This is a genomic window from Variovorax sp. N23, from assembly GCF_025486315.1.
GTDB lineage: Bacteria > Pseudomonadota > Gammaproteobacteria > Burkholderiales > Burkholderiaceae_C > Variovorax.
The window spans coordinates 152,826-175,955 of the sequence record NZ_JAOOPY010000008.1 but is presented as its reverse complement, the minus strand read 5'-3'; the positions used below and the strand labels follow the sequence as shown (position 1 = coordinate 175,955).

At 68.7% G+C, this 23,130-nt stretch carries 22 protein-coding genes; 17 read left to right on the top strand and 5 right to left on the bottom strand.

The window, feature by feature from the left end; translation table 11 throughout:
- The first annotated feature begins 32 nt into the window (after positions 1-32).
- The 13 genes from N8A90_RS14655 to N8A90_RS14595 all read left to right on the top strand — a co-directional run bounded on the left by N8A90_RS14655 (position 33) and on the right by N8A90_RS14595 (position 13,133).
- The gene (locus N8A90_RS14655) at positions 33-929 is read left to right on the top strand and encodes a branched-chain amino acid ABC transporter permease (RefSeq protein WP_262075659.1); all 897 of its coding nucleotides are present in this window, start codon (positions 33-35) and stop codon (positions 927-929) included.
- Positions 930-1,082: 153 nt separating this feature from the next.
- The gene (locus N8A90_RS14650) at positions 1,083-2,081 is read left to right on the top strand and encodes a branched-chain amino acid ABC transporter permease (protein ID WP_262075658.1); all 999 of its coding nucleotides are present in this window, start codon (positions 1,083-1,085) and stop codon (positions 2,079-2,081) included.
- The gene (locus N8A90_RS14645) at positions 2,078-2,878 is read left to right on the top strand and encodes an ABC transporter ATP-binding protein (protein WP_262075657.1); all 801 of its coding nucleotides are present in this window, start codon (positions 2,078-2,080) and stop codon (positions 2,876-2,878) included. Before N8A90_RS14650 ends, N8A90_RS14645 begins: the two co-directional genes overlap by 4 nt.
- Before the next feature lie 3 nt (positions 2,879-2,881).
- Complete coding sequence (locus tag N8A90_RS14640) at positions 2,882-3,547, top strand: ABC transporter ATP-binding protein (protein WP_262075656.1); 666 nt, start codon at positions 2,882-2,884, stop codon at positions 3,545-3,547.
- The gene (locus N8A90_RS14635; RefSeq protein ID WP_262075655.1) at positions 3,544-5,145 is read left to right on the top strand and encodes a class I adenylate-forming enzyme family protein; all 1,602 of its coding nucleotides are present in this window, start codon (positions 3,544-3,546) and stop codon (positions 5,143-5,145) included. The genes N8A90_RS14640 and N8A90_RS14635 overlap by 4 nt, the downstream gene beginning before the upstream one ends.
- Before the next feature lie 69 nt (positions 5,146-5,214).
- Complete coding sequence (locus N8A90_RS14630; protein ID WP_262075654.1) at positions 5,215-6,264, top strand: SPFH domain-containing protein; 1,050 nt, start codon at positions 5,215-5,217, stop codon at positions 6,262-6,264.
- Positions 6,265-6,273: 9 nt separating this feature from the next.
- Positions 6,274-7,776, top strand: coding sequence for a DUF4178 domain-containing protein (locus tag N8A90_RS14625; RefSeq protein WP_262075653.1), 1,503 nt, complete (start codon positions 6,274-6,276; stop codon positions 7,774-7,776).
- Between the two features lie 40 nt (positions 7,777-7,816).
- Positions 7,817-8,038, top strand: coding sequence for a DUF350 domain-containing protein (locus tag N8A90_RS14620; RefSeq protein WP_262075652.1), 222 nt, complete (start codon positions 7,817-7,819; stop codon positions 8,036-8,038).
- A 2-nt stretch (positions 8,039-8,040) separates the two neighbouring features.
- Complete coding sequence (locus N8A90_RS14615; protein WP_410087688.1) at positions 8,041-9,576, top strand: polyamine aminopropyltransferase; 1,536 nt, start codon at positions 8,041-8,043, stop codon at positions 9,574-9,576.
- Between the two features lie 2 nt (positions 9,577-9,578).
- Positions 9,579-11,162: an FAD-dependent oxidoreductase gene (locus N8A90_RS14610; RefSeq protein WP_262075650.1), complete on the top strand. Its 1,584-nt coding sequence runs from the start codon at positions 9,579-9,581 to the stop codon at positions 11,160-11,162.
- The gene (locus N8A90_RS14605; RefSeq protein WP_262075649.1) at positions 11,159-12,271 is read left to right on the top strand and encodes a saccharopine dehydrogenase family protein; all 1,113 of its coding nucleotides are present in this window, start codon (positions 11,159-11,161) and stop codon (positions 12,269-12,271) included. The genes N8A90_RS14610 and N8A90_RS14605 overlap by 4 nt, the downstream gene beginning before the upstream one ends.
- The gene (locus N8A90_RS14600) at positions 12,268-12,648 is read left to right on the top strand and encodes a DoxX-like family protein (protein ID WP_262075648.1); all 381 of its coding nucleotides are present in this window, start codon (positions 12,268-12,270) and stop codon (positions 12,646-12,648) included. The genes N8A90_RS14605 and N8A90_RS14600 overlap by 4 nt, the downstream gene beginning before the upstream one ends.
- On the top strand, positions 12,645-13,133 hold the full coding sequence (locus N8A90_RS14595; RefSeq protein WP_262075647.1) for a DUF2269 family protein: 489 nt from the start codon (positions 12,645-12,647) through the stop codon (positions 13,131-13,133). The genes N8A90_RS14600 and N8A90_RS14595 overlap by 4 nt, the downstream gene beginning before the upstream one ends.
- Before the next feature lie 52 nt (positions 13,134-13,185).
- Here N8A90_RS14595 and N8A90_RS14590 read toward each other — a convergent pair whose 3' ends face one another.
- Positions 13,186-14,571 (bottom strand): aminopeptidase P N-terminal domain-containing protein, encoded by a 1,386-nt coding sequence (locus tag N8A90_RS14590; protein WP_410087685.1) that lies wholly within the window; start codon positions 14,569-14,571, stop codon positions 13,186-13,188.
- A gap of 166 nt (positions 14,572-14,737) precedes the next feature.
- On the opposite strand from N8A90_RS14590, the gene N8A90_RS14585 reads away from it, so the two are divergent.
- Entirely contained in the window at positions 14,738-16,750 is a 2,013-nt protein-coding gene (locus tag N8A90_RS14585; RefSeq protein ID WP_262075645.1) for a hypothetical protein, read from the top strand.
- A 22-nt stretch (positions 16,751-16,772) separates the two neighbouring features.
- Here N8A90_RS14585 and N8A90_RS14580 read toward each other — a convergent pair whose 3' ends face one another.
- Entirely contained in the window at positions 16,773-17,492 is a 720-nt protein-coding gene (locus N8A90_RS14580; RefSeq protein WP_410087687.1) for an NDP-sugar synthase, read from the bottom strand.
- Positions 17,493-17,568: 76 nt separating this feature from the next.
- A complete protein-coding gene (locus N8A90_RS14575) occupies positions 17,569-17,958 on the bottom strand; it encodes an S-adenosylmethionine decarboxylase family protein (RefSeq protein ID WP_262075643.1) in 390 nt (129 codons plus the stop codon).
- 136 nt (positions 17,959-18,094) lie between these two features.
- Here N8A90_RS14575 and tkt point away from each other — a divergent pair, with 136 nt between their 5' ends.
- The 3 genes from tkt (at position 18,095) to N8A90_RS14560 (ending at position 22,252) form a co-directional block, all read left to right on the top strand.
- Positions 18,095-20,146, top strand: a complete 2,052-nt coding sequence (gene tkt, locus N8A90_RS14570; RefSeq protein WP_262075642.1) for a transketolase — start codon at positions 18,095-18,097, stop codon at positions 20,144-20,146.
- Between the two features lie 41 nt (positions 20,147-20,187).
- Complete coding sequence (gene gap / locus N8A90_RS14565; RefSeq protein ID WP_262075641.1) at positions 20,188-21,189, top strand: type I glyceraldehyde-3-phosphate dehydrogenase; 1,002 nt, start codon at positions 20,188-20,190, stop codon at positions 21,187-21,189.
- A gap of 148 nt (positions 21,190-21,337) precedes the next feature.
- Positions 21,338-22,252, top strand: coding sequence for a c-type cytochrome (locus N8A90_RS14560; protein WP_262075640.1), 915 nt, complete (start codon positions 21,338-21,340; stop codon positions 22,250-22,252).
- Positions 22,253-22,264: 12 nt separating this feature from the next.
- On the opposite strand, the gene N8A90_RS14555 is transcribed toward N8A90_RS14560, so the two are convergent.
- Positions 22,265-22,573 (bottom strand): putative quinol monooxygenase, encoded by a 309-nt coding sequence (locus tag N8A90_RS14555; RefSeq protein WP_262075639.1) that lies wholly within the window; start codon positions 22,571-22,573, stop codon positions 22,265-22,267.
- Between the two features lie 83 nt (positions 22,574-22,656).
- The gene (locus N8A90_RS14550; RefSeq protein ID WP_262075638.1) at positions 22,657-23,064 is read right to left on the bottom strand and encodes a VOC family protein; all 408 of its coding nucleotides are present in this window, start codon (positions 23,062-23,064) and stop codon (positions 22,657-22,659) included.
- Positions 23,065-23,130 lie beyond the last annotated feature (66 nt).

Genomic DNA, 23,130 nt, shown 5'->3' with positions numbered 1-23,130 from the left:
CATCTCCAGCCTCCAACCCCTACGAGTCGGGCATGAACACCGCCATCACCATCCTCATCGACGGACTGAGCTACGCATCCTGGCTCTTCATCGTCGCGCTCGGGCTCACGCTCGTGTTCGGCGTGCTGAAGATCCTCAACATCGCGCATGGCAGCTTCTACGCGCTGGGTGCGTACGCCGCGGCCAGCTTCGTCGGCTGGTTCGCCACGCTGAAGTTCGCGCCCGAATGGTCGCTGGTCGCGATGCTGTTCGCGGCTGTGGCGGTGGCCGTGCTGGTCGCGCCGCTGACCGAGCGCGGGCTCATGCGCTTCTTCTACGGCCGTGACGAGGTGCTGCTGGTGCTGGTCACCTACGCCCTCTTCCTGATGCTGGAAGACATCACCAAGCTCATCTGGGGCGCCAACCCGTACTACGTGTCGGAGCCCTACGCGCTCTTCGGCAACGTCGAGATCGGCGACCAGGTGTACGTGGGGTACGACTTCATGCTGATGGGCATGGCGGTGGCGGTCGGGCTGGCGGTGTGGTGGGGCCTGAACCGCACGCGCCACGGCAAGATCGTGCTGGCCGTGATCCACAGCGAAGAGGTCGCGGCGAGTATGGGTGTGAACGTCTCGCGGGTCTACATGCTCGCCTTCTCGGTCGGCATCTTCCTGGCGGCGATCGGCGGTGCCTTCACCGCGCCGCTGATCTCGGTGCAGCCGGGCGTGTCGGTCGGCGTGATCATCGTGTCCTTCGCGGTGGTGATCATCGGCGGCCTCGGCAGCATCGAGGGCGCCGCCATCGGCGCACTCATCGTCGGGCTGGCCCGCTCCTTCGCGGTCCACGTCATGCCCGAGGTCGAACTCTTCTCCATCTACATCGTCATGGCGCTGGTGCTCATGGTGCGGCCCGAAGGCCTGTTCCAGCGCATCCAGGCCCGAAAGATCTGAAATGATGAAACCCACCTCCGATGCGCCTGCGGCGCCTCCCCCTCAAGGGGGCGCACCCAGCGGCCTGGCAAAGCCAGTTCCGCGGGTGCCCTGGCATCCGGCCGCGCCGGTCTCAGCGGCTGTCGGTCGCGCGCAGCGTCATGGATAACTGACATGCAGAGCATTCCTCTCACCTCGTCGCCACCGGCCGCCTCGCACCGCACGACGGTGCTGCTCGTCGGCCTGGCCTTCATCGCGGTGCTGATCGTCGCCGGCGCCTTCATGCCCAAGTGGCTGACCTTCCTGCTGACCATGGCGGCGTCGCACGGGCTGGTGTCGCTGGGCATCGTGCTGCTGATGCGCGGCGGCGTGGTGTCCTTCGGCCAGGGACTGGTCTTCGCGGTCGGCGGCTATGCCGCGGCGCTGGCCTTCAACCAGCTCGGCATCACCGATGCGCTGGGCCTGGCGTTGCTGGGCGGCGTGGCGGCGCTGGTCGTCGCCGCGCCCTTCGCGCCGATGCTGGCGCGCTACCGGGGCATCTTCTTCGCGATGCTCACGCTGGCGCTGTCGATGGTCTGCTACGGCGTGCTGGTCAAGACCAACGCGCTCGGCGGCTCCGACGGCTTCAACATGGGCCGCCCGACGCTGTTCGGCCAGGCTCTGCCGGACGCACGCGTGGGCTACGTGCTGTACGGCGTGACGCTCGGCTTCGCGGGCGTGATGGCGCTGCTGGCACGCGCCTACTTCGATTCGACGCGCGGGCTGGTTACGCAGGCGGTGCGCGAGAACGAGCTGCGCGTCGAATACCTCGGCGGTTCTGTCAAACAGGCGATGAGCATCAACTTCCTGCTGGCCGCCTTTGCGGGCGGTGCGGGTGGTGCGCTCACCGTGATGTCGCTCGGCCACATCGACCCGAACTTCAGCTACTGGACCACCTCCGGCGAGTTCGTCTTCGTCGCCATCCTCGCGGGCTGGCAGAGCGTGCTGGCGGTGTTCGTCGCCTCGACGCTGCTGGAGATCGTGCGCTCCTTCTCGAGCCTCTATTTCCCCAACACCTGGCAGCTGTCGCTCGGCCTCTTCCTGCTGCTGATGATCCGCTTCCTGCCGCGCGGCATCGGCTCGCTGTGGGTCGACCGCGTGGCCGCCAGGCGCTCGAAGGGAGGCCGCGCATGAACGCCGTCATGAAGTCCCTCACCGAAGTCACCCCGCCGGTCGAACGCGACATCCTCCTGCGTGCCAGCGGCATCGAGAAGCGCTTCGGCGCGGTGGTCGCGGCCAGCGGCATCGAGGTCGCGGTGGGTGTCGGCGAGCGCGTCAGCCTGATCGGCAGCAACGGCGCGGGCAAGACCACCTTCGTCAACATGATCACCGGCTACCTCAAGCCCGACACCGGCAGCATCGTGTTCGGCGACCGCGACATCACGCGCCTGGCGCCGCGGCAGATCACGCAGTTGGGCGTGGCGCGGTCGTTCCAGATCCCGCAGCTGTTCCAGGAGCTGTCGGTGCTGGAGAACATGCTGGTGGCCACCGCCTGCCGCGAGAACCGGCTGTCGTTCTGGCAGACCGCGCGGCGCGCCGATGCAGTGGCGCGTGCCGATGCGCTGCTCGCCCGCTTCAACCTCACCGAGCACCGCGAACGCCGCGTGGCCGAGTTGCCGGGCGGCGTGCGCAAGCTGCTCGACATCGCGATGGCCATGACCGGCGAGCCGCGCCTGCTGCTGCTCGACGAGCCCACCAGCGGCGTGTCGGCCGAAGAGAAATTCCCGATGATGGAGATCATCATGACCGCGCTCGGCCAGGCGCCGATGACGGTGCTCTTCGTCGAGCACGACATGGACATCGTCGAGCGCTACGCCGACCGCGTGATCGCCTTCTACAGCGGGCGCATCATCGCTGACGACGCGCCCGCAGCCGCACTCGCCACCGACGACGTGCGCCGCTACGTCACCGGCACCCTTCGCCAGGAGTAAGCGATGCTCGCCATCGAATCGATCCATGTCGCCATCGGCTCCGTGCAGGTGCTGCGCGGCCTCAGCCTGGCCGTCGTGCCCAACAGCATGGCCGGGCTCATCGGCCGCAACGGCGCGGGCAAGAGCACGCTGCTGCGCTCGGTGATGGGCCACCTGGCACCCACGCAGGGCCGCATCGTTTTCGACGGGCAGGACCTGTCGCGCCTGCCCAAGCACGGCCGCGCGGCGGCGGGCATCGGCTACATGCCGGAAGACCGCGGCCTGGTGCCCGAGCTCACCGTCGAGGAGAACATCCTGGTACCGCTGTGGGCCACCGGCGCACGCAACGCGAAGGCGCGGCTGGACTTCGTCTACGGCGTGCTGCCGGAGCTCGCGGCTATGCGCGAACGCCGTGCGCTGCTGCTGTCGGGCGGTCAGCAGAAGCTGGTCGCGCTGGGGCGTGCGCTGGGCGTCGGCACGCGGCTGCTGCTGCTCGATGAACCGTTCGAGGGTGTCGCGCCGGCGTTGTCGATGCGCCTCGGCGAGGTCATCGCCGGGCTGCGCGGCAGTGCGTTGTCGGTGCTGATTGCGCAATCGGACCTGAACCATTCGCGCAAGCTGGTCGATGTGGAATACGTGATCGAGCGCGGTGCGAATGTCGCCACTGAAGCGCACGCGAGTGCCGCATGAACACGCACTGGCAATCCCGGAACATCCCTGCGCTGCGTCATGAGGCGGCGTATGGCGACCGCATCGTGCGCTGCTTCGCCGAGCGGCCCGGCAGCATGCACGCGCTGCTCGAACAGGCGGTCGCCACGCACGGCGACAGCGACGCGGTGGTCTGCGGTGACACGCGATGGAATTACCTCCGACTCGACGCCGAAGTCGCGCGCATCGCCGCCGGCCTGGCCGCGCAAGGCGTGCAGGCCGGCGAGCGCGTCGTGCTGTTCATGGGCAACCGCCCGGAGTTCATCGCCGTCCTGTTCGCGGTGCAGCGCCTCGGCGCCATCGCGGTGCCGATCGGTGAGCGCGAGCAGAAGCCCGGCCTGGCCTACATGCTGCAGCAGTGCGGCGCCTGCGCCATCATGTTCGACGCGGCGCTGGCCGAGCGCGTGCCGGACACGGCCGACGTGCCGGCGCTGCGGCTGCGCATCGCCGCCGCGGGCGCTGCCGAGGGCGCGTTGCGGCTCGACGCGCTGGGCCACGATGCCGCGCCGGTCGCCGTCGCCACGGTGAAGCCGCAGGACACCGCCCTCATCCTCTACACCTCCGGCACCACGGGCCGGCCCAAGGGCGCGATGCTCACGCACCTCAACGTCGCGCATTCGGTGCGGCACTACGCGGTGTGCATGGGCGTGCGCACCGGCGACCGCTCCGCGCTGGCGGTGCCGGCCAGCCACGTCACGGGGCTGATCGCGGTGATCGCGGCGATGGTGCACGTCGGCGGCGCCATCGTCATGCTGCCGGCGTTCAAGGCGGCGAGCTTCCTGCAAACGATGGCGGTCGAGCGCGTCACCCACACGCTGATGGTGCCGGCGATGTACACGCTGTGCCTGATGGACCCGGCCTTCGACGGCGCCAGGCTCACGCACTGGCGCATCGGCGGCTACGGCGGCGCGCCGATGCCGGTGTCGGCCATCGATGCGCTGGCCGATCGCCTGCCTGGGCTCGTGCTGGTCAACGCCTATGGCGCGACGGAGACCACCTCGCCCACCACGATGATGCCGCCCGGCCTCACGCGCGACCATGCCGACACGGTCGGCGTGCCGCTGCCCTGCGCCGACGTGCGCGTGATGGACGAGGAGGGCCGCGAGCTGCCCGTCGGCGAGACCGGCGAACTGTGGATCGCCGGCCCGATGGTCGTGCCCGGCTACTGGGACAACCCCGACGCCACGCAGGCCGCCTTCACCGGCGGCTACTGGCATTCGGGCGACCTGGGCTCGGTCGATGCCGAGGGCTTCGTGCGGCTCTTCGACCGCAAGAAGGACATGCTCAACCGCGGCGGCTTCAAGATCTACTCGGTCGAGGTCGAGAACACGCTGATGGCGCTGCCCGGTGTGGTCGAGGCGGCGATCGTCGGACGCCCCTGCCCGGTGCTCGGCGAGCGGGTGCACGCCTTCCTCCACGCGCCCGGCGTGCCGCACGACGACGAGGCGGTGCGCGCCCATTGCCGCGCACAACTGACGGACTACAAGGTGCCCGAGACGATCACCTGGGCCGATGCGCCGCTGCCGCGCAACGCGGGCGGCAAGCTGCTCAAACGCGCGCTGCGCGATCAGCTCGCCTGAAGCCGCCGCAGCGCCGTCCGCAGCGCATATGATCCGGTCGATTCAACACGACCGATCTGGAGGGACGCCATGGCACTGATGGATTTCATCAAGAAACAGTTCATCGACATCATCCAATGGACCGAGTCCGGCGATGGCACGCTGGCCTGGCGCTTTCCGATGGCGGAGATGGAAATCCAGAACGGTGCCTCGCTCACCGTGCGCGAGTCGCAGGTGGCGGTGTTCGTCAACGAAGGCCAGGTGGCCGACGTCTTCGGCCCCGGCATGTACAAGCTGACGACGCAGACGCTGCCCGTCCTCACCTACCTGAAGAACTGGGACAAGCTCTTCGAGTCCCCGTTCAAGAGCGACGTCTACTTCTTCAGCACGCGCCAGCAGGTCGACCAGAAGTGGGGCACGCCCCAGCCCATCGCGATCCGCGACAAAGACTTCGGCGCCGTGCGCCTGCGCGCCTTCGGCAACTACAGCTTCCGCATCGGCGACGCCAAGCTGTTCCACACCGAAATCTCCGGCACGCGCGACATCTACACCGTGGCAGATCTCGATGGCCAGCTGCGCGGGCTTGTGCTGCAGAACATCAGCAATGCCATCGCCTCCAGCGGCGTGCCCTTCCTCGACCTGGCGGCCAACCAGATCGCGTTCGCCAACGCGCTGTCGGCGCAACTGCAGCCCGAGTTCGCCAAGATCGGCGTCAAGCTCGAAGCGATCACGGTGCAGAACGTCTCGCTGCCCGAAGAGCTGCAGAAGGTGCTCGACCAGAAGATCGGCATGGGCATGGTCGGCGGCGACATGGGCAAGTTCATGCAGTACCAGACGGCGCAGGCCATTCCGAAATTTGCCGAAGGCTCGGCCAGCGGCGGGGGCGGCATCGCGGGCGACGCGATGGGCCTGGGCGCCGGCGTGGCGCTGGGCCAGGTGCTGGCGCAGAACCTCGCGCAAGGGCTGAACCCGAACGCCGCGGCGACTGCCGCCGTGGCTGCTGCAGCGCCGGTCACCGAGATCAGCGCCAACGAGGTGATGGCCACACTCGAGAAGCTGGGCGATCTCAAGACCAAGGGCATCCTGACCCAGGAAGAGTTCGACGCCAAGAAGGCGGAGCTGCTCAAGAAGCTGGTCTAAGCGTCCGCGATGGCTGAGGAACCAGGCGCCCAGCGCGCCTACCGTGCGCCCTGCCCGGGTTGCGGCGCGCCGGTCGAATTCAGGTCTGCGCAGTCAGCGTTCGCCGTCTGCCCCTACTGCCAGAGCACTGTCGTGCGCCAGGGCGAAACGCTCGCGCGCATCGGCAAGATGGCGGAGCTGTTCGACGACTTCAGCCCGCTGCAGCTGTTCGCGGCGGGCCGGGTCGACGGCCAGCCCTTCACGCTGGTCGGCCGGCTGCAGTACGCCTACGCCGGCGGCCGCTGGACCGAGTGGATCGCCGCGCTCGACGGCGAGCGCACCGGCCTGCTGAGCGAGGACAACGGCGCCTTCGTCTTTTCGCTGCCCCACACGCTGGAGCGCGAAGCACCGCCGGCCGGCGATCTGCGCGTCGGCGCCACCACCGCCTTCAACGGCCAGAGCTACACGGTCGCGTCGAACGAGCAGGTGACGCTGGTGTCGGCACAGGGCGAGCTGCCGCGGCTGCCCGATCTGGGCAAGCCCTTCCCGGCCGTCGAGCTGCGCAGCGATCGGGGCGAGGTGCTCAGCCTCGACTACGACACGCAGCCACCGGGCGCCTACCTCGGCCGCGCGGTGCGGCTCGAAGACCTGCAGCTCACCGGCCTGCGCGACGAATCCGCCAAGGACGAGAAGGGCCGCAGCTTCGCCTGCCCGAATTGCGGCGCGCCGGTCACGGTCAACCTGACCGACAGCAAGAGCATCACCTGCAGCCATTGCAACAGCATCATCGACCTGTCGCAGGGCATCGGCGGCGAGCTGCGGCACGCCGAGCAGGACGAGCCGGTGCGGCCGCTGATCGCGCTGGGCAGCGTCGGCACCCTGCAGGGCGTGAACTGGCAAGTGGTGGGCTTCCAGCACCGCATGGGCGTCGAGCCCGGCGACGACGAGCACTTCGGCTGGAACGAGTACCTGCTCTTCAACCGCCAGCGCGGCTTCAGCTTCCTGGTCGATGCCGAGGACGGCTGGAGCATGGTCGCGCCGACCACCGGCGCGCCCAGCATGGCCGAGAGCGGCAAGACCGCGAAGTACCTCGGCAAGAGCTACCAGCAGCAGTACGCGTACAACGCCGAGACCACCTACGTGGCGGGCGAGTTCTACTGGCAGGTGGAGCGCGGGCAGAAGACCTTCAACCGCGACTTCGCCAACGGCAATGCGCTGCTGTCGATGGAGCGCTCGGCCAACGAGCTGACCTGGTCGTCCGGCAGCAGGATGGACAGCGCGACGGTGGCTGCCGCCTTCAAGCTCGACGCAAAGAAGGACATGTTCACGCGCGGCGACGCGGCGCCGTTGAGCAGTGGGTCGCGCGTCGGCTGCGGGACAATCATCGTCATCCTGGTAGTGATCTTCATCCTGCTACCGCTCCTTTTGACCACCTGCAGCTCGCGTTGCGACCCGAACACGCAGAACTGCTCGTCGACGCGCAGCTCGGGCGGTTCCTACGGTGGCTACTCCAGCGGCGGCGGTCACAAATGACCGGCGCCCTTTCACACACCCTTTTCTTCAGGAGGTTCTCATGATGGGAATTGAATGGCTGCGGCCCGCCGCGCTTCTCGGCTCGATGCTCTACGCCATCATCGGCGTGCTGATCTTCTGGGTCACCTTCCTGATCATCGACAAGCTCACGCCCTATGACCTCTGGCGGGAGATCATCGAGAAGCAGAACCGCGCGCTCGGGATGGTGGTCGCGGCGATGTGCCTGGGCATCTCGATCATCGTGGCCGCCGCGATCCATTGAGCGTGCCGGCCCCCGCGGCGCGCGGCCCGCAGCCCGTCGAGATCGCCCTCCTCGCCAGCGTCTTCGTCGTGGCCGCCTGCGGGCTGGTCTACGAACTGAGCGCGGCGGCGCTGAGCTCCTACCTGCTCGGCGATTCGGTGCTGCAGTTCAGCACCATCATCGGCACCTACCTCTTCGCCATGGGCGTGGGCTCGTGGCTCTCGCGCTACTTCGAGCGGCAGCTGCCGGCGCACTTCCTGCGCATCGAGCTGCTGGTCGCGCTCGTTGGCGGCACGCTGCCGACGCTGCTCTTCATCGCCAACGCCTACATCCCCGGCGCCTTCCGGCTGCTGCTCTACGGCCTGGTGATCGTGGTGGGCACGCTGGTCGGCCTGGAGATTCCGCTGGTCATGCGTATCCTCAAGCGCAACACGGCGCTGAAGGACCTGGTCTCGCAGGTGCTGACCTTCGACTACCTCGGTGCGCTGGCGGTGTCGGTCGCCTTCCCGCTGATCCTGGTGCCGCAGCTCGGGATGATCCGCACCGGCCTGCTGTTCGGCTTCATGAACGCGGCCGTCGCGCTGTGGGCGCTGTGGATGTTCCGGCATGAGCTGCGGCAGTTCGGCGCACACTTTGCGGCGTGCGTGCTCACGTTGGCCGTGCTGATCGCGGGCTTCGTCTTCGCCGACCGGATCACGACGCTGGCCGAAGACAAGTTCTACCAGGACCGCATCGTCTTCAGCGCCACGTCGCCCTACCAGCGCATCGTGGTGACGCGCGGCGGTGCGGGTCATCGGCTGTTCCTCAACGGCAACCTGCAGTTCGCCGAGCGCGACGAGTACCGCTACCACGAGGCGCTGGTGCACCCGGTGATGGCGGCGCACGGCGCGCCGAAGAAGGTGGCGGTGCTCGGCGGCGGCGACGGCATGGCGGTGCGCGAGATCCTCAAGTACCCGTCGGTCGAGTCGGTCACGCTGGTCGAGCTCGACCCGAACATGACGCGGCTGTTCGCCGAGCACGAGACGCTCGCGGCGCTCAACGGCGGGTCGCTGAAGTCGCCCAAGCTGAAGATCGTCAACACCGATGCGTTCCAGTGGCTGCAGGAAGGCGATGACGCCTATGACGTGATCGTCGTGGACTTTCCGGACCCCACGAATTTCGCCATCGGCAAGCTCTACACCAACTCCTTCTATGCGTTGCTCGACAAGCGCCTGGCGGCGAGCGGCTACGCGGTGGTGCAGACCACGTCGCCCCTGATCGCGCGCCAGAGCTTCTGGACGGTGGCGACCACCATCGAATCGGTCGGCCTCACGGCCACGCCGTACCACGTACACGTCCCGAGCTTTGGTGAATGGGGCTTCGTCATCGCGAGCCATCGGCCCTACCGCCGGCCCGAGGCGCTGCCGGCCGGCCTGCGCTACCTGTCGCTGCCCACGCTGCCGCTGATGTTCGACTTCCCGCTCGACATGGCGCGCGTGCCGGCCGAGGTGAACCGGCTGTCGAACCAGACGCTGGTCACGACCTACGAGCGCGAGTGGGGCAAGGTCTCGGGGCATTGACGATGCAGCGCCGCGCATTCATCGGCAGCGCCCTGGGCGCCGGCGCCTTGGCGCTGTCGGGTTGCGATGCACCGCGCGCCATCACAGGCGGCTTCACCGGCATCGACGTCGCGCGCGGCCATGCGTTGCGCGACGGCGCCTGGCGTGCCGGTGCGCCGTCGGCCGTGCGGCGCACGCGCGTGCTGATCGCCGGCGGCGGCGTCGCGGGCCTCGCGGCTGCGCGGGCCCTGCGTACCCGCGGTGTCGACGACTTCGTGCTGCTCGAACTGGAAGACACGGCCGGCGGCAACAGCCGCGGCGGGGCGGTCGAAGGCATCGCCTGCCCGCTCGGCGCGCACTACCTGCCGGTGCCGGGGGACGACGCGCACGAGGTGCAGGACCTGCTCGAAGAACTCGGCCTGCGGCGGCGCTTGGCCGGCCGCTGGGAATACGACGAGCGCCACCTGTGCCACAGCCCGCAGGAACGGCTCTTCTTCCAGGGCGAATGGCACGACGGTCTGCTGCCGGTGCAGGGCGTCGGCGCCGGCACGCTGGCGCAGTACCGCCGCTTCGCGCAGCGCGTCGACGAACTGCAGCACGCTGCGCGCTTCGCGATTCCCTCGCTGCGTGCGCCTTCCACACCGGCATCGCTCGCGCTCGACAGCATGACCTTCGGCCACTGGCTCGATGCCGAGGGCCTGGGTGATGCGCACCTGCGCTGGTACCTCGAGTACTGCTGCCGCGACGACTACGGCGCCGGTCTCGCGCAGGTGTCGGCCTGGGCCGGCATCCACTACTTCGCGAGCCGCCACGGCTTCCATGCCCCAGGGGACGACAACGCCGATCGCGATGCGGTGCTGACCTGGCCCGAAGGCAACGGCTGGCTAGCGCAGCGCCTCGCCGCGCCGCTGGGCGAGCGGCTGCGCACCGGCCAGGTCGTCACCCGCATCGCCCAGGCGCGCGATGGCGTCGAGGTCGACGTGTTCGATGCATCGACGAAGGCACTGGTGCGCTGGCAGGCCGAACGCTGCATCGTCGCGCTGCCGGTCTTCATCGCCGCACGCGTGGTCGAGAACCCGCCCGAGCCGTTGCGCCGAGCGGCGGCTGCCTTGCAGTACGCGCCCTGGCTGGTGGCGAACGTGCATCTCGATGCCCCGCTGGCCGACCGCCCGGGCGCCGCGCCGAGCTGGGACAACGTGGTCTACGGCACGCGCGGCCTGGGCTACGTCGACGCGCGCCACCAGACGCTCGACCCGACCCCGCGCGCGACCGTGCTGACCTGGTACCGCCCGCTCGGCCCGAGCGCCTTCGACGGCGCCGACGGCCGCCGCCAACTGCTCGACCAGCCCTGGTCCGCCTGGCGCGATGCGTTGCTGGCCGAGCTGTCGGTGCCACACCCCGACATCGCCGAGCGCGCCACGCGCATCGACATCACGCGCTACGGCCATGCGATGGCGATCCCGACGCCGGGGCTGCGTGCGCAACTCGGCAACGAGGGCACCGTGGTGGCCGGCCGGCTCGCGTTCGCGCACGCCGACTGGTCGGGCTATTCGATCTTCGAGGAGGCGTTCACGCGCGGGCACCTGGCCGGAATCGCATCGACATGAAGACACTGGTGCTCGGCGGCTACGGCAACTTCGGCGCGCGCATCTGCCGTGCGCTGGCGCAGGATGCGGGCATCGAACTGGTCGTCGGGGGGCGCGACCTCGATCGGGCGACGTCGTTCGCCCAGTCGCTGGGCGGCGGCGCGCGCGGCATGCGCATCGACGTGCAGTCGTCGGACCTGGCGCAGTCGCTCCGCGATGTCGGCGCCGAGCTCGTCATCCACACCGCGGGTCCGTTCCAGGACCAGGATTACCGCGTGCCGCACGCCGCCGCGGCGGCGTGCGCGCACTACATCGACCTGGCCGATGGCCGGCGCTTCGTCTGCGATTTTCCGACTGCGCTCGACGCCACCTTCCGCAACGCGGGGCGCGTGGCGGTCAGCGGCGCCAGCACCGTGCCGGCGCTGTCGTCGGCGGTGGTGGACCACCTCACGGCCGGCTGGAGAGACATCCGCCGCATCGACATCTGCATCGCGCCGGCGCAAGGCGCGCCGCGCGGCGAAGCGACGTTGGCCGGCGTGCTCGCCTACTGCGGCGCGCCGATCCGCATCTGGCAGAACGGCCGATGGGTCGAGCGCCTCGGCTGGGCGCGACCGACGAAGGTCGCGTTCGCGCGCATGAAGCCGCGGCGCGGTGCGCTGTGCGACATCCCCGATCTCGAGCTCTTCCCGGCGCGCTATGCCGGCGTGCAGTCGGTGATGTTCCGGGCCGCGCTCGAAGTCGGCTTCACGCAGCAGGCCTTCGCCTTCCTGGCGTTCCTGCGCCGCATCGGCCTGCTGCCGGCTCCGCACCGGCTCGCCGCACTGCTGCATGCCACGGGCGGTGTGTTCGATGCGTTCGGTACTGCGCTCGGCGGCATGGTGGTGCGCGTCGAAGGCATCGATGCACAAGGCGCGGCCGCACGCCGCGCGTGGCACATCGCCGCGGACGACAACCACGGCCCCGAGATCCCGTGCATGGCAGCGATCCTGCTGGCCCGCCGCCTCGGGCGCGGCGGTGCGCTGCCTCTCGGCGCGCAAGCCTGCGCCGGTCTGCTCGCCCTGTCGGAATTCGACCCCGAGTTCGCGCGTTGGGGCATGGTGACCGTCGTGGTCGACGAAGCTTCGCGATGACACATCGAGGCCCCGACGATGACCGCCTCCTGCGCCTCAGCCTGGTCGCCGTCTGGTTGACGACCGCCGCCGTCAGCCTCGTCGAACTGAACGGACAGAGCCGCCAGGTGCTCGCCGATGCCGGCGTGGCGTCGCCAGCCTGGCTGGTGCAAGGGCTCATCGTCGGCAGCGCCGTGGCCGACCTTCTCGTGGGCGTCGCGCTGTGGCGATGGCCAGGCCGCACGAGCTACGTCGCCGCCCTGGCGCTGATGGCGGCGATGACGCTGGCGGCGACCGCGCTCCAGCCCAGCCTGTGGCTGCATCCGCTGGGCCCGCTGCTCAAGAACCTGCCCATCGCCGCCGTGCTCTGGCATCTGATCCGACGCGCAACGCCATGAACACCTACCTGATCCTCAAGTGGCTGCACATCCTCTCCAGCGTGCTGATGGTCGGCACCGGTCTGGGGTCGGCCTTCTACATGTTCTTCGCCAACCGCAGCGGCAGCGTGCCCGCGCAGGCGGTGGTGAGCCGGCTGGTGGTGCGGGCCGACTGGTGGTTCACGACGCCCACGGTCATCCTGCAGCCGCTCACCGGCTTCGCGCTGGCGCACATGGCGGGCTGGCCGATGTCCACGCCGTGGCTCGCGCTGTCGATGGGGCTGTTCGTGCTGACGGGTGCCTGCTGGTTGCCTGTGGTGTGGCTGCAGATCCGCATGGCGGCGATGGCCGCACAGGCACAGCGTGATGGTGTACCGCTGCCGCCGTCGTACGCGCGCTACCAGCGTCGCTGGGAACGGCTCGGCTACCCGGCCTTCGTGGCGATGGTCGCCGTGTTCTATCTGATGGTGAACAAGCCGGCCCTCGCGTTCTGGCCCTTCGCGTAGCCCAAGGACCCGCTGCCGGGCCATGCGACGCATTGGCCACGCCGATCCGGCCTCATTCGCGCATCAGCGCCTCGATCTCGTCCGCCTTCACCGGCACGTCGCGCGTGGTCAACTCGCACCCGTCCGCGGTGACGATCGCGTCGTCCTCGATGCGGATGCCGATGTGGTGGAACTGCGCCGGCACGCCCTCGCCCGGCCGCACGTAGAGGCCGGGTTCGATGGTCAGCACCATGCCCGGGTGCAGGATGCGGCTGGGGCGGTTCTTGATGGTCTCGCCGCTGAGCGGGTCCTTGCGCTCGCTCACCTCGCCCTGCTGCGTGGGCTCGACGTAGCTGCCGCAGTCGTGCACGTCCATGCCCATCCAGTGGCCGGTGCGGTGCATGTAGAAAGGGAAGTAGGCGCGCTGCTCGATCACGTCCTCGAGGCTGCCGACCTTGTTGGCGTCGAGCAGGCCGACGTCGAGCATGCCCTGCGCGAGCACTTTCACGGCGGCCTCGTGCGGGTCGTTGAAACGGTTGCCGGCCTTGGTCGCGGCCACGGCGGCGACCTGGCTGGCCAGCACGATGTCGTACAGCGTGCGCTGCGGGCCGGTGAATTTACCGTCGGCCGGGAAGGTGCGGGTGATGTCGCTGGCGTAGCCGTCGAGTTCGCAGCCGGCGTCGATCAGCACCAGCTCGCCGGGGCGCACCGGCGCCACGTCCGCGTGGTAGTGCAGCACGCAGGCGTTGGCACCGGCGGCGACGATCGACGGGTAGGCCGGGTACTGCGAGCCGCCCATGCGGAATTCGTGCAGCAGTTCGGCGTCGAGGTGGTATTCGCGCAAGTCGCGGCCCTCGCGCAGCATGCGGGCTGAGGCCTGCATGGCGCGCACGTGGGCGCCGGCGCTGATCTTGCCGGCGCGCCGGATGATGTCGAGCTCGTGCGCGTCCTTCACCAGCCGCATCTCGTCCAGCGGGCCGCACAGGTCGCGCTGCTGGTCGGGGCACATCGCACCGAAGCGCACGCGCGCGCGGACCGACGACAGCCAGCCGTCGATGCGCGACTCCAGGCCCTTGTGCGTGGCAAAGGGGTACCAGACGGCGGTGGTGTTCTCCAGCAGCCGGGGCAGTTGGGTGTCGAGTTCGGTGACGGGGCGGGCCGCGTCGACGCCCAGGGCCTCCGGCGCCGCCTCGGGGCCGAGCCGGTGGCCGTCCCAGATCTCGCGCTCGAGATCCTTGGGCGCGCAGAACAGGGTGGCGTGGCCGCTGCCGGTGAGCACCAGCCAGGCATTGGGCTCGGTGAAACCCGTCAGGTAATAGAAGTAGCTGTCGTGACGGTAGAGGTAGTCACTGTCGCGGTTGCGTGGCCGCTCCGGCGCCGTCGGAATGATGGCGATGCCGCCGGGCCCGATAGTTGCTGCAAGACGATTGCGCCGGGCTATGTAGAAGGAAGTATCCATTGCTGTAACCATACTGCCGTTTTGTAACTGCACAGTGTGGCATCTCTGCCGACGCGAGCAAAGAATTGAAAGAAGAGTTCCCGTCGTTAGACCAAAAAGGTACAAACGCGCCACTGTCAATCAGAGGATTCCTACATTGTTCACGGTTACTGAAAATAAATTCGCGATGTCGCTCGTTTTGACGGCGGCGTTGGTCGGCTGCGGCGGTGGTGGCGGTGGCGGAACCGGTACGACGGCTTCGGGCAGCAGCAGTCTCGCCAGCACGACGCAGGCCGACAGCGGAAGCGGGGCCGGCGGCGCCACGGGCACCGTCCCGCTTCAGAACGATGTCGTGGACAGCGCCGTCAACGTGGTGCCCAGTGCCTACCGCGAGACGGCCCTGCAGTTCAGCAAGGCGGCCGGGATCGAATACCGGTACGGGCCCTCGTCGGCCAGCTATGGAACGTCCGGCAACAGCGGGCTTCCAACCTGGGGAACGCGTGGCGACCAGTCCTACGACCCGATCTCCATTCGCAATTCCGGCGGCACCCGGAGCTGTGTTCCCGCCAATCAGGGCGGTTACTGCGGCACCTGGCAGGTCGGCGGCCCCCTGCAGACCGACCCCGGTGACTATTCGTCGGCGATCGTGCACACGGCCTACATCGCCGACGCGCCGGCGACCAACGTGGGCATCTCGAACCTGCAGGCCATCAACATGGCCCACAACACCTTCGCCCAGAAGCCCGAGCCGAGCTGGACGGTCGAGTACAGCAATGGGGTCAACGACAGCGCGGCCGTCAGCTATCTCGCCCAGGGGCTCGGTGCGCGCGAGCCGGTGGCCGTCGGCCGCTGCTACGGCCGTTCCGGCTGGTGCACGAACAGCCTGATGGTGTTCCAGAGCGGGCTGATCGGCACCACGGGCAGCAACACCGCGTCGAACCGCACCACGGTCCAGCTGGCGGCGGGCAAGGTGCCCACCGCCATCGCCGTCACCGGCAGCAACGAGTTCGCACTGGTCACGGTCTGGGACACGGTCAACCTGAAGGGCCAGATCGCTGTCGTTGCGCTGGCGGGCCTCTGCAACGGCTGCAACCCCGACAATCCGTCGGGCTGGTACAACCACTGGGGCGAGTGGGGCAACGTCTACCCCGGGTTGCCCAACCTGGGCAACACGGCCTACATGAAGGTGCTCGGCTACGTCGATCTTCCCGACAACCTGCGTGCACCCACCGAGATCTCGGCCTCCACGGGCATCGCGTTCGAGGACTACAACCGCACCTTCGCGCCGGGAACCAACAACCTCCAGAACTACTACGCGCTGCCGCTGACGGACCAGAGCAACCGCACGAGCTTCTACTCGGGCGTCAACAGCGCCGCCTACGCACGGGCCGGTGTGGCCGTGGTCGTTTCCAAGTCGGAGAAGCGGGCCGCCTTCGTCGACCTGCGCCCGCTGTTCAGCTACTACCGCGAGAAGTACTTCGGTGGCAACCAGTCCGACTTCAACGCGATGATCGCCAGCCGCGGCGCCGGCGCCGGCCAGTGGCCCTACACCTTCGACGCAGTGGCGTCGCAGAAGCCGACGGTCATCAAGACGATCGACCTGGACAACCGGCCGACGGCCGTCAGCGTGCGGCCCAACGACGGCCCGCGGCGCGCCTTCATCGCCACGCAGGAAGGCCAATTGCACATCTACGACCTCGGCAACTACCTGACGCCCTCCGGCGGCGGCGCGGCCTCGGAAATCGTGCGCAAGGGCGGCGTGACCGTCGGCCGCAACCCGACCCACATCGCCTACGCCAAGCCGCACGACAGCACCAAGGTCTACACGCAAGGCTTCGCGCGGGAGGTCATCGTCACGTCGCGCGGCGACCGTCGGATCGACTGGGTGCAGTTTGGCGCCGACTTCAACAGTGGCGTTGCCCGTGCCAACCCGTTGACCGACACGCGGCTGGTGGACCCCATCGCCGCCGAAGATGCCGAGAACCACGGCACCGAGTCCTATGTCCTGTCCGTGGCGGATTACGGCGGGAAGCAGCTGTCCAACTACCGCTATGGCCCCGTGGTCTTCTGGACCAACCAGGGCAGCGGCAAGGCGTGCCAGCCGCCGAACGGCTGTGCGACCAATGGCACCTACGAGTTCGGTGGCAGCTTCGCGCTGCCAGGGGGGCCGTTCCAGGTCTCCGGTTCGAACATCCCTTGACGGCCGCCGCGCGGCGCCGGTCTCAGCGACCGGCGTTCAGCGCGGCCAGCCGTTCGGGTGTGCCCACATCCGCCCATGCGCCCAGGTAGCGTTCCGCGCTGACCTGGGCTTTTTCGATGGCGCGCCGCAACAGCGGCGCCAGCGCGGCCTTCGTGCCCTGCGGGTTGCCGGGCGGGATGTCGCAGTGCGGCGGCGCGAAGAAGGCGGCCCGGTAGAGGGCGATCGTCGAGAAGGTCAGGCGCTCGGGCGCGTCGTTCAGGGCCAGGCCGTCGGCCGACAGGCCGAAATCGCCCTTGGCGTTATGTGACGGATTTGGCACCAGCCACAGGTGGGCGAGCCGGCCGCTGCTGACAAAACGTGTCACAGCCGCCTCGGAAAAGACGAAATCCGGCGCATACACGTCGCCGGCCGCGACCCAGAACACGTCCGCGAGCATCGGCAAGGCGCGCACGATGCCGCCGGCTGTTTCCAGCGCGCCGCCGAAGTCGCGGCCCTCGTGCGAATAGGCGATGCGCAGCGGCATGCCGCGGTCCACGCCGCCCAGATCGCCGCCCGCGCCGAAGCGCGCCTCGATCTGCTCGCCCAGCCAGGCGGTGTTCACCACCACCGACGAGAAGCCGCCGGCCACCAGCGCCTCGAGCGGCCACTGCATCAGCGGCTTGCCGCGCACGTCCAGCAGGGGTTTGGGGGTGGTGTCGGTCAGCGGCCGCATGCGCTCGCCGCGGCCGGCGGCCAGCACCATCGCGCGTGCGCCGGTCATTGAGTCACCTTCGCTCTGCGGGCTGTGGGGCGAGCGCCTTCGGGCGGCCGGGCGGCGCTCATGCGCGCACCATGGCAGCGTCGCCGCGCGAAATCTCGTGACGCTCGACGCGCCCCGGCTCGAACAGCGCGAGCAGCGCGTCCAGCAGCGCGTGCGCCTGGGCCGAATGGTCGGCGCCGAAGTTGCACACATAGACGTCGAGCGTGGCGCCGCGCAATTCCGGCCAGGTGTGGACGCACAGGTGCGATTCGGCCAGCAGCACCGTGGCCGTCACGCCGCCCGGGCCCTCGGCCGTGGCGGGAAAGTTGTGGAACAACTGGCCGACGGCCTGCAGCCCGGCCGCGCCGACGGCGCGCAGGCAGCGCTCGCCCAGCAGCGTGGCGTCGGTGAGCCACGGCGGTGCGCATCGGCAGTCGTGGAGATCGGCGGTGAGATGCAGCCCTTGCATGGCTCGCGACTCTAGCAGTGCGCCCCGGAAGTGCGCCCCGGACGTGCCGGGACTTGTCGCAGGTCAGCGAGCCCGCCGGACCCGGCCCGTTAAAATCGTGGGCTCCCCCCAATCTCACCCCCGAAAGCCTTCCCCGATGGCCAACCAAGCCTTGATGGCCAACGCGATCCGCGCGCTGGCGATGGATGCCGTTCAACTCGCCAACTCCGGCCACCCCGGCGCCCCCATGGGCATGGCCGACATGGCCGTGGCGTTGTGGGGCGATCATCTGCGCCACAACCCCGCCAATCCGCACTGGGCCGACCGCGACCGCTTCGTGCTGTCCAACGGCCACGCGTCGATGCTGCTCTACGCGGTGCTGCACCTGACCGGCTACGACCTGTCGATCGACGAGCTCAAGAAGTTCCGCCAGTTGCACAGCAAGACCGCGGGCCATCCCGAAGTGGGCGTGACGCCCGGCGTCGAGACCACCACCGGCCCGCTGGGCCAGGGCATCACCAACGCCGTGGGCTTCGCCCTGGCCGAGAAGCTGCTGGCCGCGGAATTCAACCGCCCGAGCCACGCCATCGTCGACCACCACACCTACGCCTTCCTGGGCGACGGTTGCCTGATGGAAGGCATCAGCCACGAGGCCGCGGCGCTGGCCGGCGCCTGGAAGCTGGGCAAGCTGATCGCGCTGTACGACGACAACGGCATCAGCATCGACGGCCCCGTCAAGCCCTGGTTCATCGACAACACCGCCGAGCGCTTCAAGGCCTACGGCTGGAACGTGATCGGCCCGGTCGACGGCAACGACGCCCAGGCCGTGTCGAAGGCGATCGCCGACGCGAAGACCTCCACCGACAAGCCCACCCTGGTGATCTGCAAGACGCAGATCGGCAAGGGCAGCCCGAACCGCGCCAACACCGCCAAGGCCCACGGCGAGCCGCTGGGCGCCGACGAGATCGGCCTGACCCGCAGCGCGCTGCACTGGCCGTACGCGCCCTTTGAACTGCCTGCGACGGTGTACGCCGAGTGGGACGCCAAGGCCGCCGGCGCCAAGGCCGAGGCGGCGTGGAACGAGCGCTTCGCCGCCTACGCCAAGGCCTTCCCCGCGCTGGCCGCGGAGTTCACCCGCCGCATGAAGGGCGAGCTGCCCAAGAGCTTCCACCAGACCGCGTTCGACGCCGTGGTGGCCGCCCACGCGAAGGGCGAGACGGTCGCCAGCCGCAAGGCCTCGCAGCTCGCGCTCGAAGCCTTCACCGCCGCGCTGCCCGAAATGCTCGGCGGCAGCGCCGACCTGACCGGCTCCAACCTCACCAACACCAAGAGCACGCCCAGCCTGCGCTTCGACGAGCAGGGCAACGTGGTGCGCAGCGAAGGCAGCGAGCAGTTCCCCGACGGCCTGCTGGGCCGCCACATCAACTACGGCGTGCGCGAGTTCGGCATGGCGGCCATCATGAACGGCCTGGCGCTGCACGGCGGCTTCATCCCCTACGGCGGCACCTTCCTCACCTTCAGCGACTACAGCCGCAACGCCATCCGCATGGCCGCGCTGATGAAGCAGCGCGTCATTCATGTCTTCACGCACGACTCCATCGGCCTCGGCGAAGACGGCCCGACGCACCAGTCGATCGAGCATGCCGCGTCGCTGCGCCTCATTCCCAACCTCGACGTCTGGCGTCCGGGCGACACGGCCGAAACCACGGTGGCCTGGGCCGTCGCGCTGCAGAATGCCACGCGGCCGACGGCGTTGCTGCTGTCGCGCCAGAACCTGCCGTACTCGCCCAAGAGCGACCTGAGCGACATCAGCAAGGGCGCCTACGTGCTGGCCGAGCCCGAGCGCGTCGGCCTGAAGAACAAGAAGGTCAAGGCGGTCATCATCGCCACCGGCTCCGAAGTGCAGCTCGCGCTCAAGGCGCAGGAACTGCTCGCGGCCAAGAAGATCGGCGTGCGCGTGGTGTCGATGCCTTCGACCACCACCTTCGACCGCCAGGACGTGGCCTACAAGAAGCGCGTGCTGCCCAAGGGCCTGCCGCGCATCGCCGTCGAGATGGGCGTGACCGACGGCTGGTGGAAGTACGGCGTGTCGGCCGTGGTCGGCATCGACACGTACGGCGAATCGGCACCCGCGGGCGTGCTGTTCAAGTATTTCGGGTTCACTGCGGAGAACGTGGCCGCCACCGTCGAAGCGGCGCTTTCGCGCTGAGTCCCACCCATCGTCGTTTTTCAACCTTAGGAGCAAGTCACATGGCTATCAAACTCGGTATCAACGGCTTCGGCCGCATCGGTCGCAACGTGCTGCGCGCAGCGGTGCAGAACTTCAAGAACGACATCGAGATCGTCGCCATCAACGACCTGCTCGAGCCCGACTACCTGGCGTACATGCTGCAGTACGACTCGGTGCACGGCCGCTTCAAGGGCGAAGTCTCGGTCGACGGCCACACGTTGATTGTCAACGGCAAGAAGATCCGCCTCACGCAGGAACGCGACCCCGCGGCCCTGAAGTGGAACGAGGTCGGCGCCGACATCGTGCTCGAATCCACCGGCCTCTTCCTCACCAAGGAAACCGCGCAGAAGCACCTCGACGCGGGCGCCAAGAAGGTCATCCTGTCGGCCCCGTCGAAGGACGACACGCCCATGTTCGTCTACGGCGTGAACGACAAGAAGTACGCCGGCGAAGCCATCATCAGCAACGCCAGTTGCACCACCAACTGCCTGGCGCCGCTGGCCAAGGTGCTCAACGACAAGTGGGGCATCAAGCGCGGCCTGATGACCACGGTGCACGCCGCCACGGCGACGCAGAAGACCGTCGACGGCCCGAGCAACAAGGACTGGCGCGGCGGCCGCGGCATCCTGGAGAACATCATCCCGTCGTCGACCGGCGCCGCCAAGGCCGTGGGCGTGGTGATCCCCGAGCTCAACAAGAAGCTCACCGGCATGAGCTTCCGCGTGCCGACCTCCGACGTGTCGGTGGTCGACCTGACGGTCGAGCTGGAAAAGGAAGCGACCTACAAGGAAATCTGCGCCGAGATGAAGGCGCAGAGCGAAGGCGCGCTCAAGGGCATCCTGGGCTACACCGAAGACAAGGTCGTCGCCACCGACTTCCGCGGCGACCCGCGCACCTCGATCTTCGATGCCGAAGCCGGCATCGCGCTCGACAGCACCTTCGTCAAGCTGGTGAGCTGGTACGACAACGAATGGGGCTACTCGAACAAGTGCCTCGAGATGGTCAAGGTCGTGTCGAAGTAAGCGCGCCCACCGGTCGATCAGGAACGCGCCTTCGGGCGCGTTTTTCATGGGCGAGCGGGATCGGCTAGGCCGGCCGGCATAGGCGATCTCGGCGATTGCGAGCCCTTGCGCTGATCTCTAGCATCGCGCTCTTTTCAAACGCCATCCCATGACGAAAAGATTGAAGAGCTGGCTGCGCCTGGCCGGCCTCGCCCTTGTCGCGCTGGTGCTGCTCGCAGCCGCTGCGCTGTGGTTCGGCTTGCACCAGGCCGAGCAGAAGATGCAGCGCAAGGTCGACGTCGCCGTGCGGCCCGTGCCCCTGCGCCCGCTCACCGACACCGCCGCGATCGACCGCGGCCGCTACCTCTACGCATCGCGCGGCTGTGTGGACTGCCACGGCGCCCACGGCGGCGGCCGCACCTTCATCGACGACCCGAACGGCATGCGCGTCGTCGGCCCGCATATCGGCCCCGGCCCCGGCAGCGTGACCGCGGGCTATCGGCCCGAAGACTGGGTGCGCGTGATCCGCCACGGCGTGCACCCGCTCGGCCGGCCGCTGATGATCATGCCGAGCGAGGACTACAACCGCTTCACCGACGCCGACCTCGCCTCGCTCGTCGCCTACATCCGCAGCCTGCCGCCGACGCCCGGCGCCGCCGCGGTGATCGACCTGCCGCTGCCGGTGCGGGCGCTCTACGGCTTCGGCCTGATCCAGGACGCCGCCGCGAAGATCGATCACACGCGCCCGCCGGCCGCACCGGTGCCCGAGGGCGTGAGCGTGCAGCACGGTGCCTACGTCGCCAACATGTGCCTGGGCTGCCACGGCGCGCAGCTGGCGGGCGGCAAGATTCCCGGCGGCCCGCCCGACTGGCCGGCCGCATCGCGGCTCGCGCCCGGCGAGGGCTCGGTGATGGCGCGCTATCCCGATGCCGAATCCATGATGCGGCTGTTCAAGACCGGCCAGCGGCCCGACGGCACGCCGGTGCAGGTGATGCCCTTCGAGTCGCTGCGCGAAATCAGCGAGACCGACATGCGTGCGCTGCACCTCTACCTGCGGCAACTGCCGCCGCCGGCCAAAGGCTGAGCGCGCCGGGGCTCAGACGGCTTCGAGCACGTGGATCGTGCGGCTGGCCGTCCAGTCCTTCACCTTGGCGCCATAGGCCGCCATGTGCGGCGACGCGGCATGCGCCTGCAGCGCGGCCACGCTGGCCCAGCGTTCGATCACGACGAAGGTGTCGTCGCCGACACTGCCGCGCGACGGCGGCATGCCCGCGGCGTCGACCGTCGCTTCGTAGGCCATGCAGCCGTCTTCGGCGAGCACGGCCGACACGTTGGCCTGGAAGGCTTCGAGCACCTGGGCGCGCAGACCCGGCTTGGTGGTGATGAAGGCGAGGACGTGGATCATGGACGGAGTCTCCTTGTGGAAGCGGTGAATCTACCGCGCCTCCGCCTGCGGGCCTGACGCCTGTTTGCCAGTGCCCCAGGGGGTCAACCCGGCATGGCGCCCGGTTCCATGTACATCAGTTCCCACACATGGCCGTCGAGGTCCTGGTAGCCGTGCTGGTACATGAAGCCGTGGTCTTGCGCCTTCGTCGGCGTGGACCCGCCTGCGGCCACCGCCTTGGCGACGAGTTCGTCGACCTGCGCGCGGCTCTCGCATGAAAGGCAGAGCAGCACCTCGGTGCTGGTCCTGGCGTCGGCGATGGCCTTCGATGTGAAGGTCTGGAAGAAGGGCTCCACCAGCAGCATCACATAGACGTGGTCTTCGCTGACGATCATGCAGGTCGCGTTCTCGTTGGTGAACTGAGGGTTGAAGCGGTAGCCCAGCGCGGTGAAGAAGGCGACGGATCGGTCGAGGTCCTTGACCGGCAGGTTGACGAAGATCTGGGTGGCCATTGGCTTTCCTTTGGAAAATGGGATGAAATGGAGCGGCTTGTGGACGCCGTCCACAAGACCATAACG

Excerpts from the sequence above, each read along its gene's own strand:
- N8A90_RS14655 (WP_262075659.1), top strand. The coding sequence starts at position 33 with ATGAACACCGCCATCACCATCCTCATCGACGGACTGAGCTACGCATCC.
- N8A90_RS14650 (WP_262075658.1), top strand. The coding sequence starts at position 1,083 with ATGCAGAGCATTCCTCTCACCTCGTCGCCACCGGCCGCCTCGCACCGC.
- N8A90_RS14645 (WP_262075657.1), top strand. The coding sequence starts at position 2,078 with ATGAACGCCGTCATGAAGTCCCTCACCGAAGTCACCCCGCCGGTCGAA.
- N8A90_RS14640 (WP_262075656.1), top strand. The coding sequence starts at position 2,882 with ATGCTCGCCATCGAATCGATCCATGTCGCCATCGGCTCCGTGCAGGTG.
- N8A90_RS14635 (WP_262075655.1), top strand. The coding sequence starts at position 3,544 with ATGAACACGCACTGGCAATCCCGGAACATCCCTGCGCTGCGTCATGAG.
- N8A90_RS14630 (WP_262075654.1), top strand. The coding sequence starts at position 5,215 with ATGGCACTGATGGATTTCATCAAGAAACAGTTCATCGACATCATCCAA.
- N8A90_RS14625 (WP_262075653.1), top strand. The coding sequence starts at position 6,274 with ATGGCTGAGGAACCAGGCGCCCAGCGCGCCTACCGTGCGCCCTGCCCG.
- N8A90_RS14620 (WP_262075652.1), top strand. The coding sequence starts at position 7,817 with ATGATGGGAATTGAATGGCTGCGGCCCGCCGCGCTTCTCGGCTCGATG.
- N8A90_RS14610 (WP_262075650.1), top strand. The coding sequence starts at position 9,579 with ATGCAGCGCCGCGCATTCATCGGCAGCGCCCTGGGCGCCGGCGCCTTG.
- N8A90_RS14605 (WP_262075649.1), top strand. The coding sequence starts at position 11,159 with ATGAAGACACTGGTGCTCGGCGGCTACGGCAACTTCGGCGCGCGCATC.
- N8A90_RS14600 (WP_262075648.1), top strand. The coding sequence starts at position 12,268 with ATGACACATCGAGGCCCCGACGATGACCGCCTCCTGCGCCTCAGCCTG.
- N8A90_RS14595 (WP_262075647.1), top strand. The coding sequence starts at position 12,645 with ATGAACACCTACCTGATCCTCAAGTGGCTGCACATCCTCTCCAGCGTG.
- N8A90_RS14590 (WP_410087685.1), bottom strand. The coding sequence starts at position 14,571 with ATGGATACTTCCTTCTACATAGCCCGGCGCAATCGTCTTGCAGCAACT.
- N8A90_RS14585 (WP_262075645.1), top strand. The coding sequence starts at position 14,738 with ATGTCGCTCGTTTTGACGGCGGCGTTGGTCGGCTGCGGCGGTGGTGGC.
- N8A90_RS14580 (WP_410087687.1), bottom strand. The coding sequence starts at position 17,492 with ATGGTGCTGGCCGCCGGCCGCGGCGAGCGCATGCGGCCGCTGACCGAC.
- N8A90_RS14575 (WP_262075643.1), bottom strand. The coding sequence starts at position 17,958 with ATGCAAGGGCTGCATCTCACCGCCGATCTCCACGACTGCCGATGCGCA.
- tkt (WP_262075642.1), top strand. The coding sequence starts at position 18,095 with ATGGCCAACCAAGCCTTGATGGCCAACGCGATCCGCGCGCTGGCGATG.
- gap (WP_262075641.1), top strand. The coding sequence starts at position 20,188 with ATGGCTATCAAACTCGGTATCAACGGCTTCGGCCGCATCGGTCGCAAC.
- N8A90_RS14560 (WP_262075640.1), top strand. The coding sequence starts at position 21,338 with ATGACGAAAAGATTGAAGAGCTGGCTGCGCCTGGCCGGCCTCGCCCTT.
- N8A90_RS14555 (WP_262075639.1), bottom strand. The coding sequence starts at position 22,573 with ATGATCCACGTCCTCGCCTTCATCACCACCAAGCCGGGTCTGCGCGCC.
- N8A90_RS14550 (WP_262075638.1), bottom strand. The coding sequence starts at position 23,064 with ATGGCCACCCAGATCTTCGTCAACCTGCCGGTCAAGGACCTCGACCGA.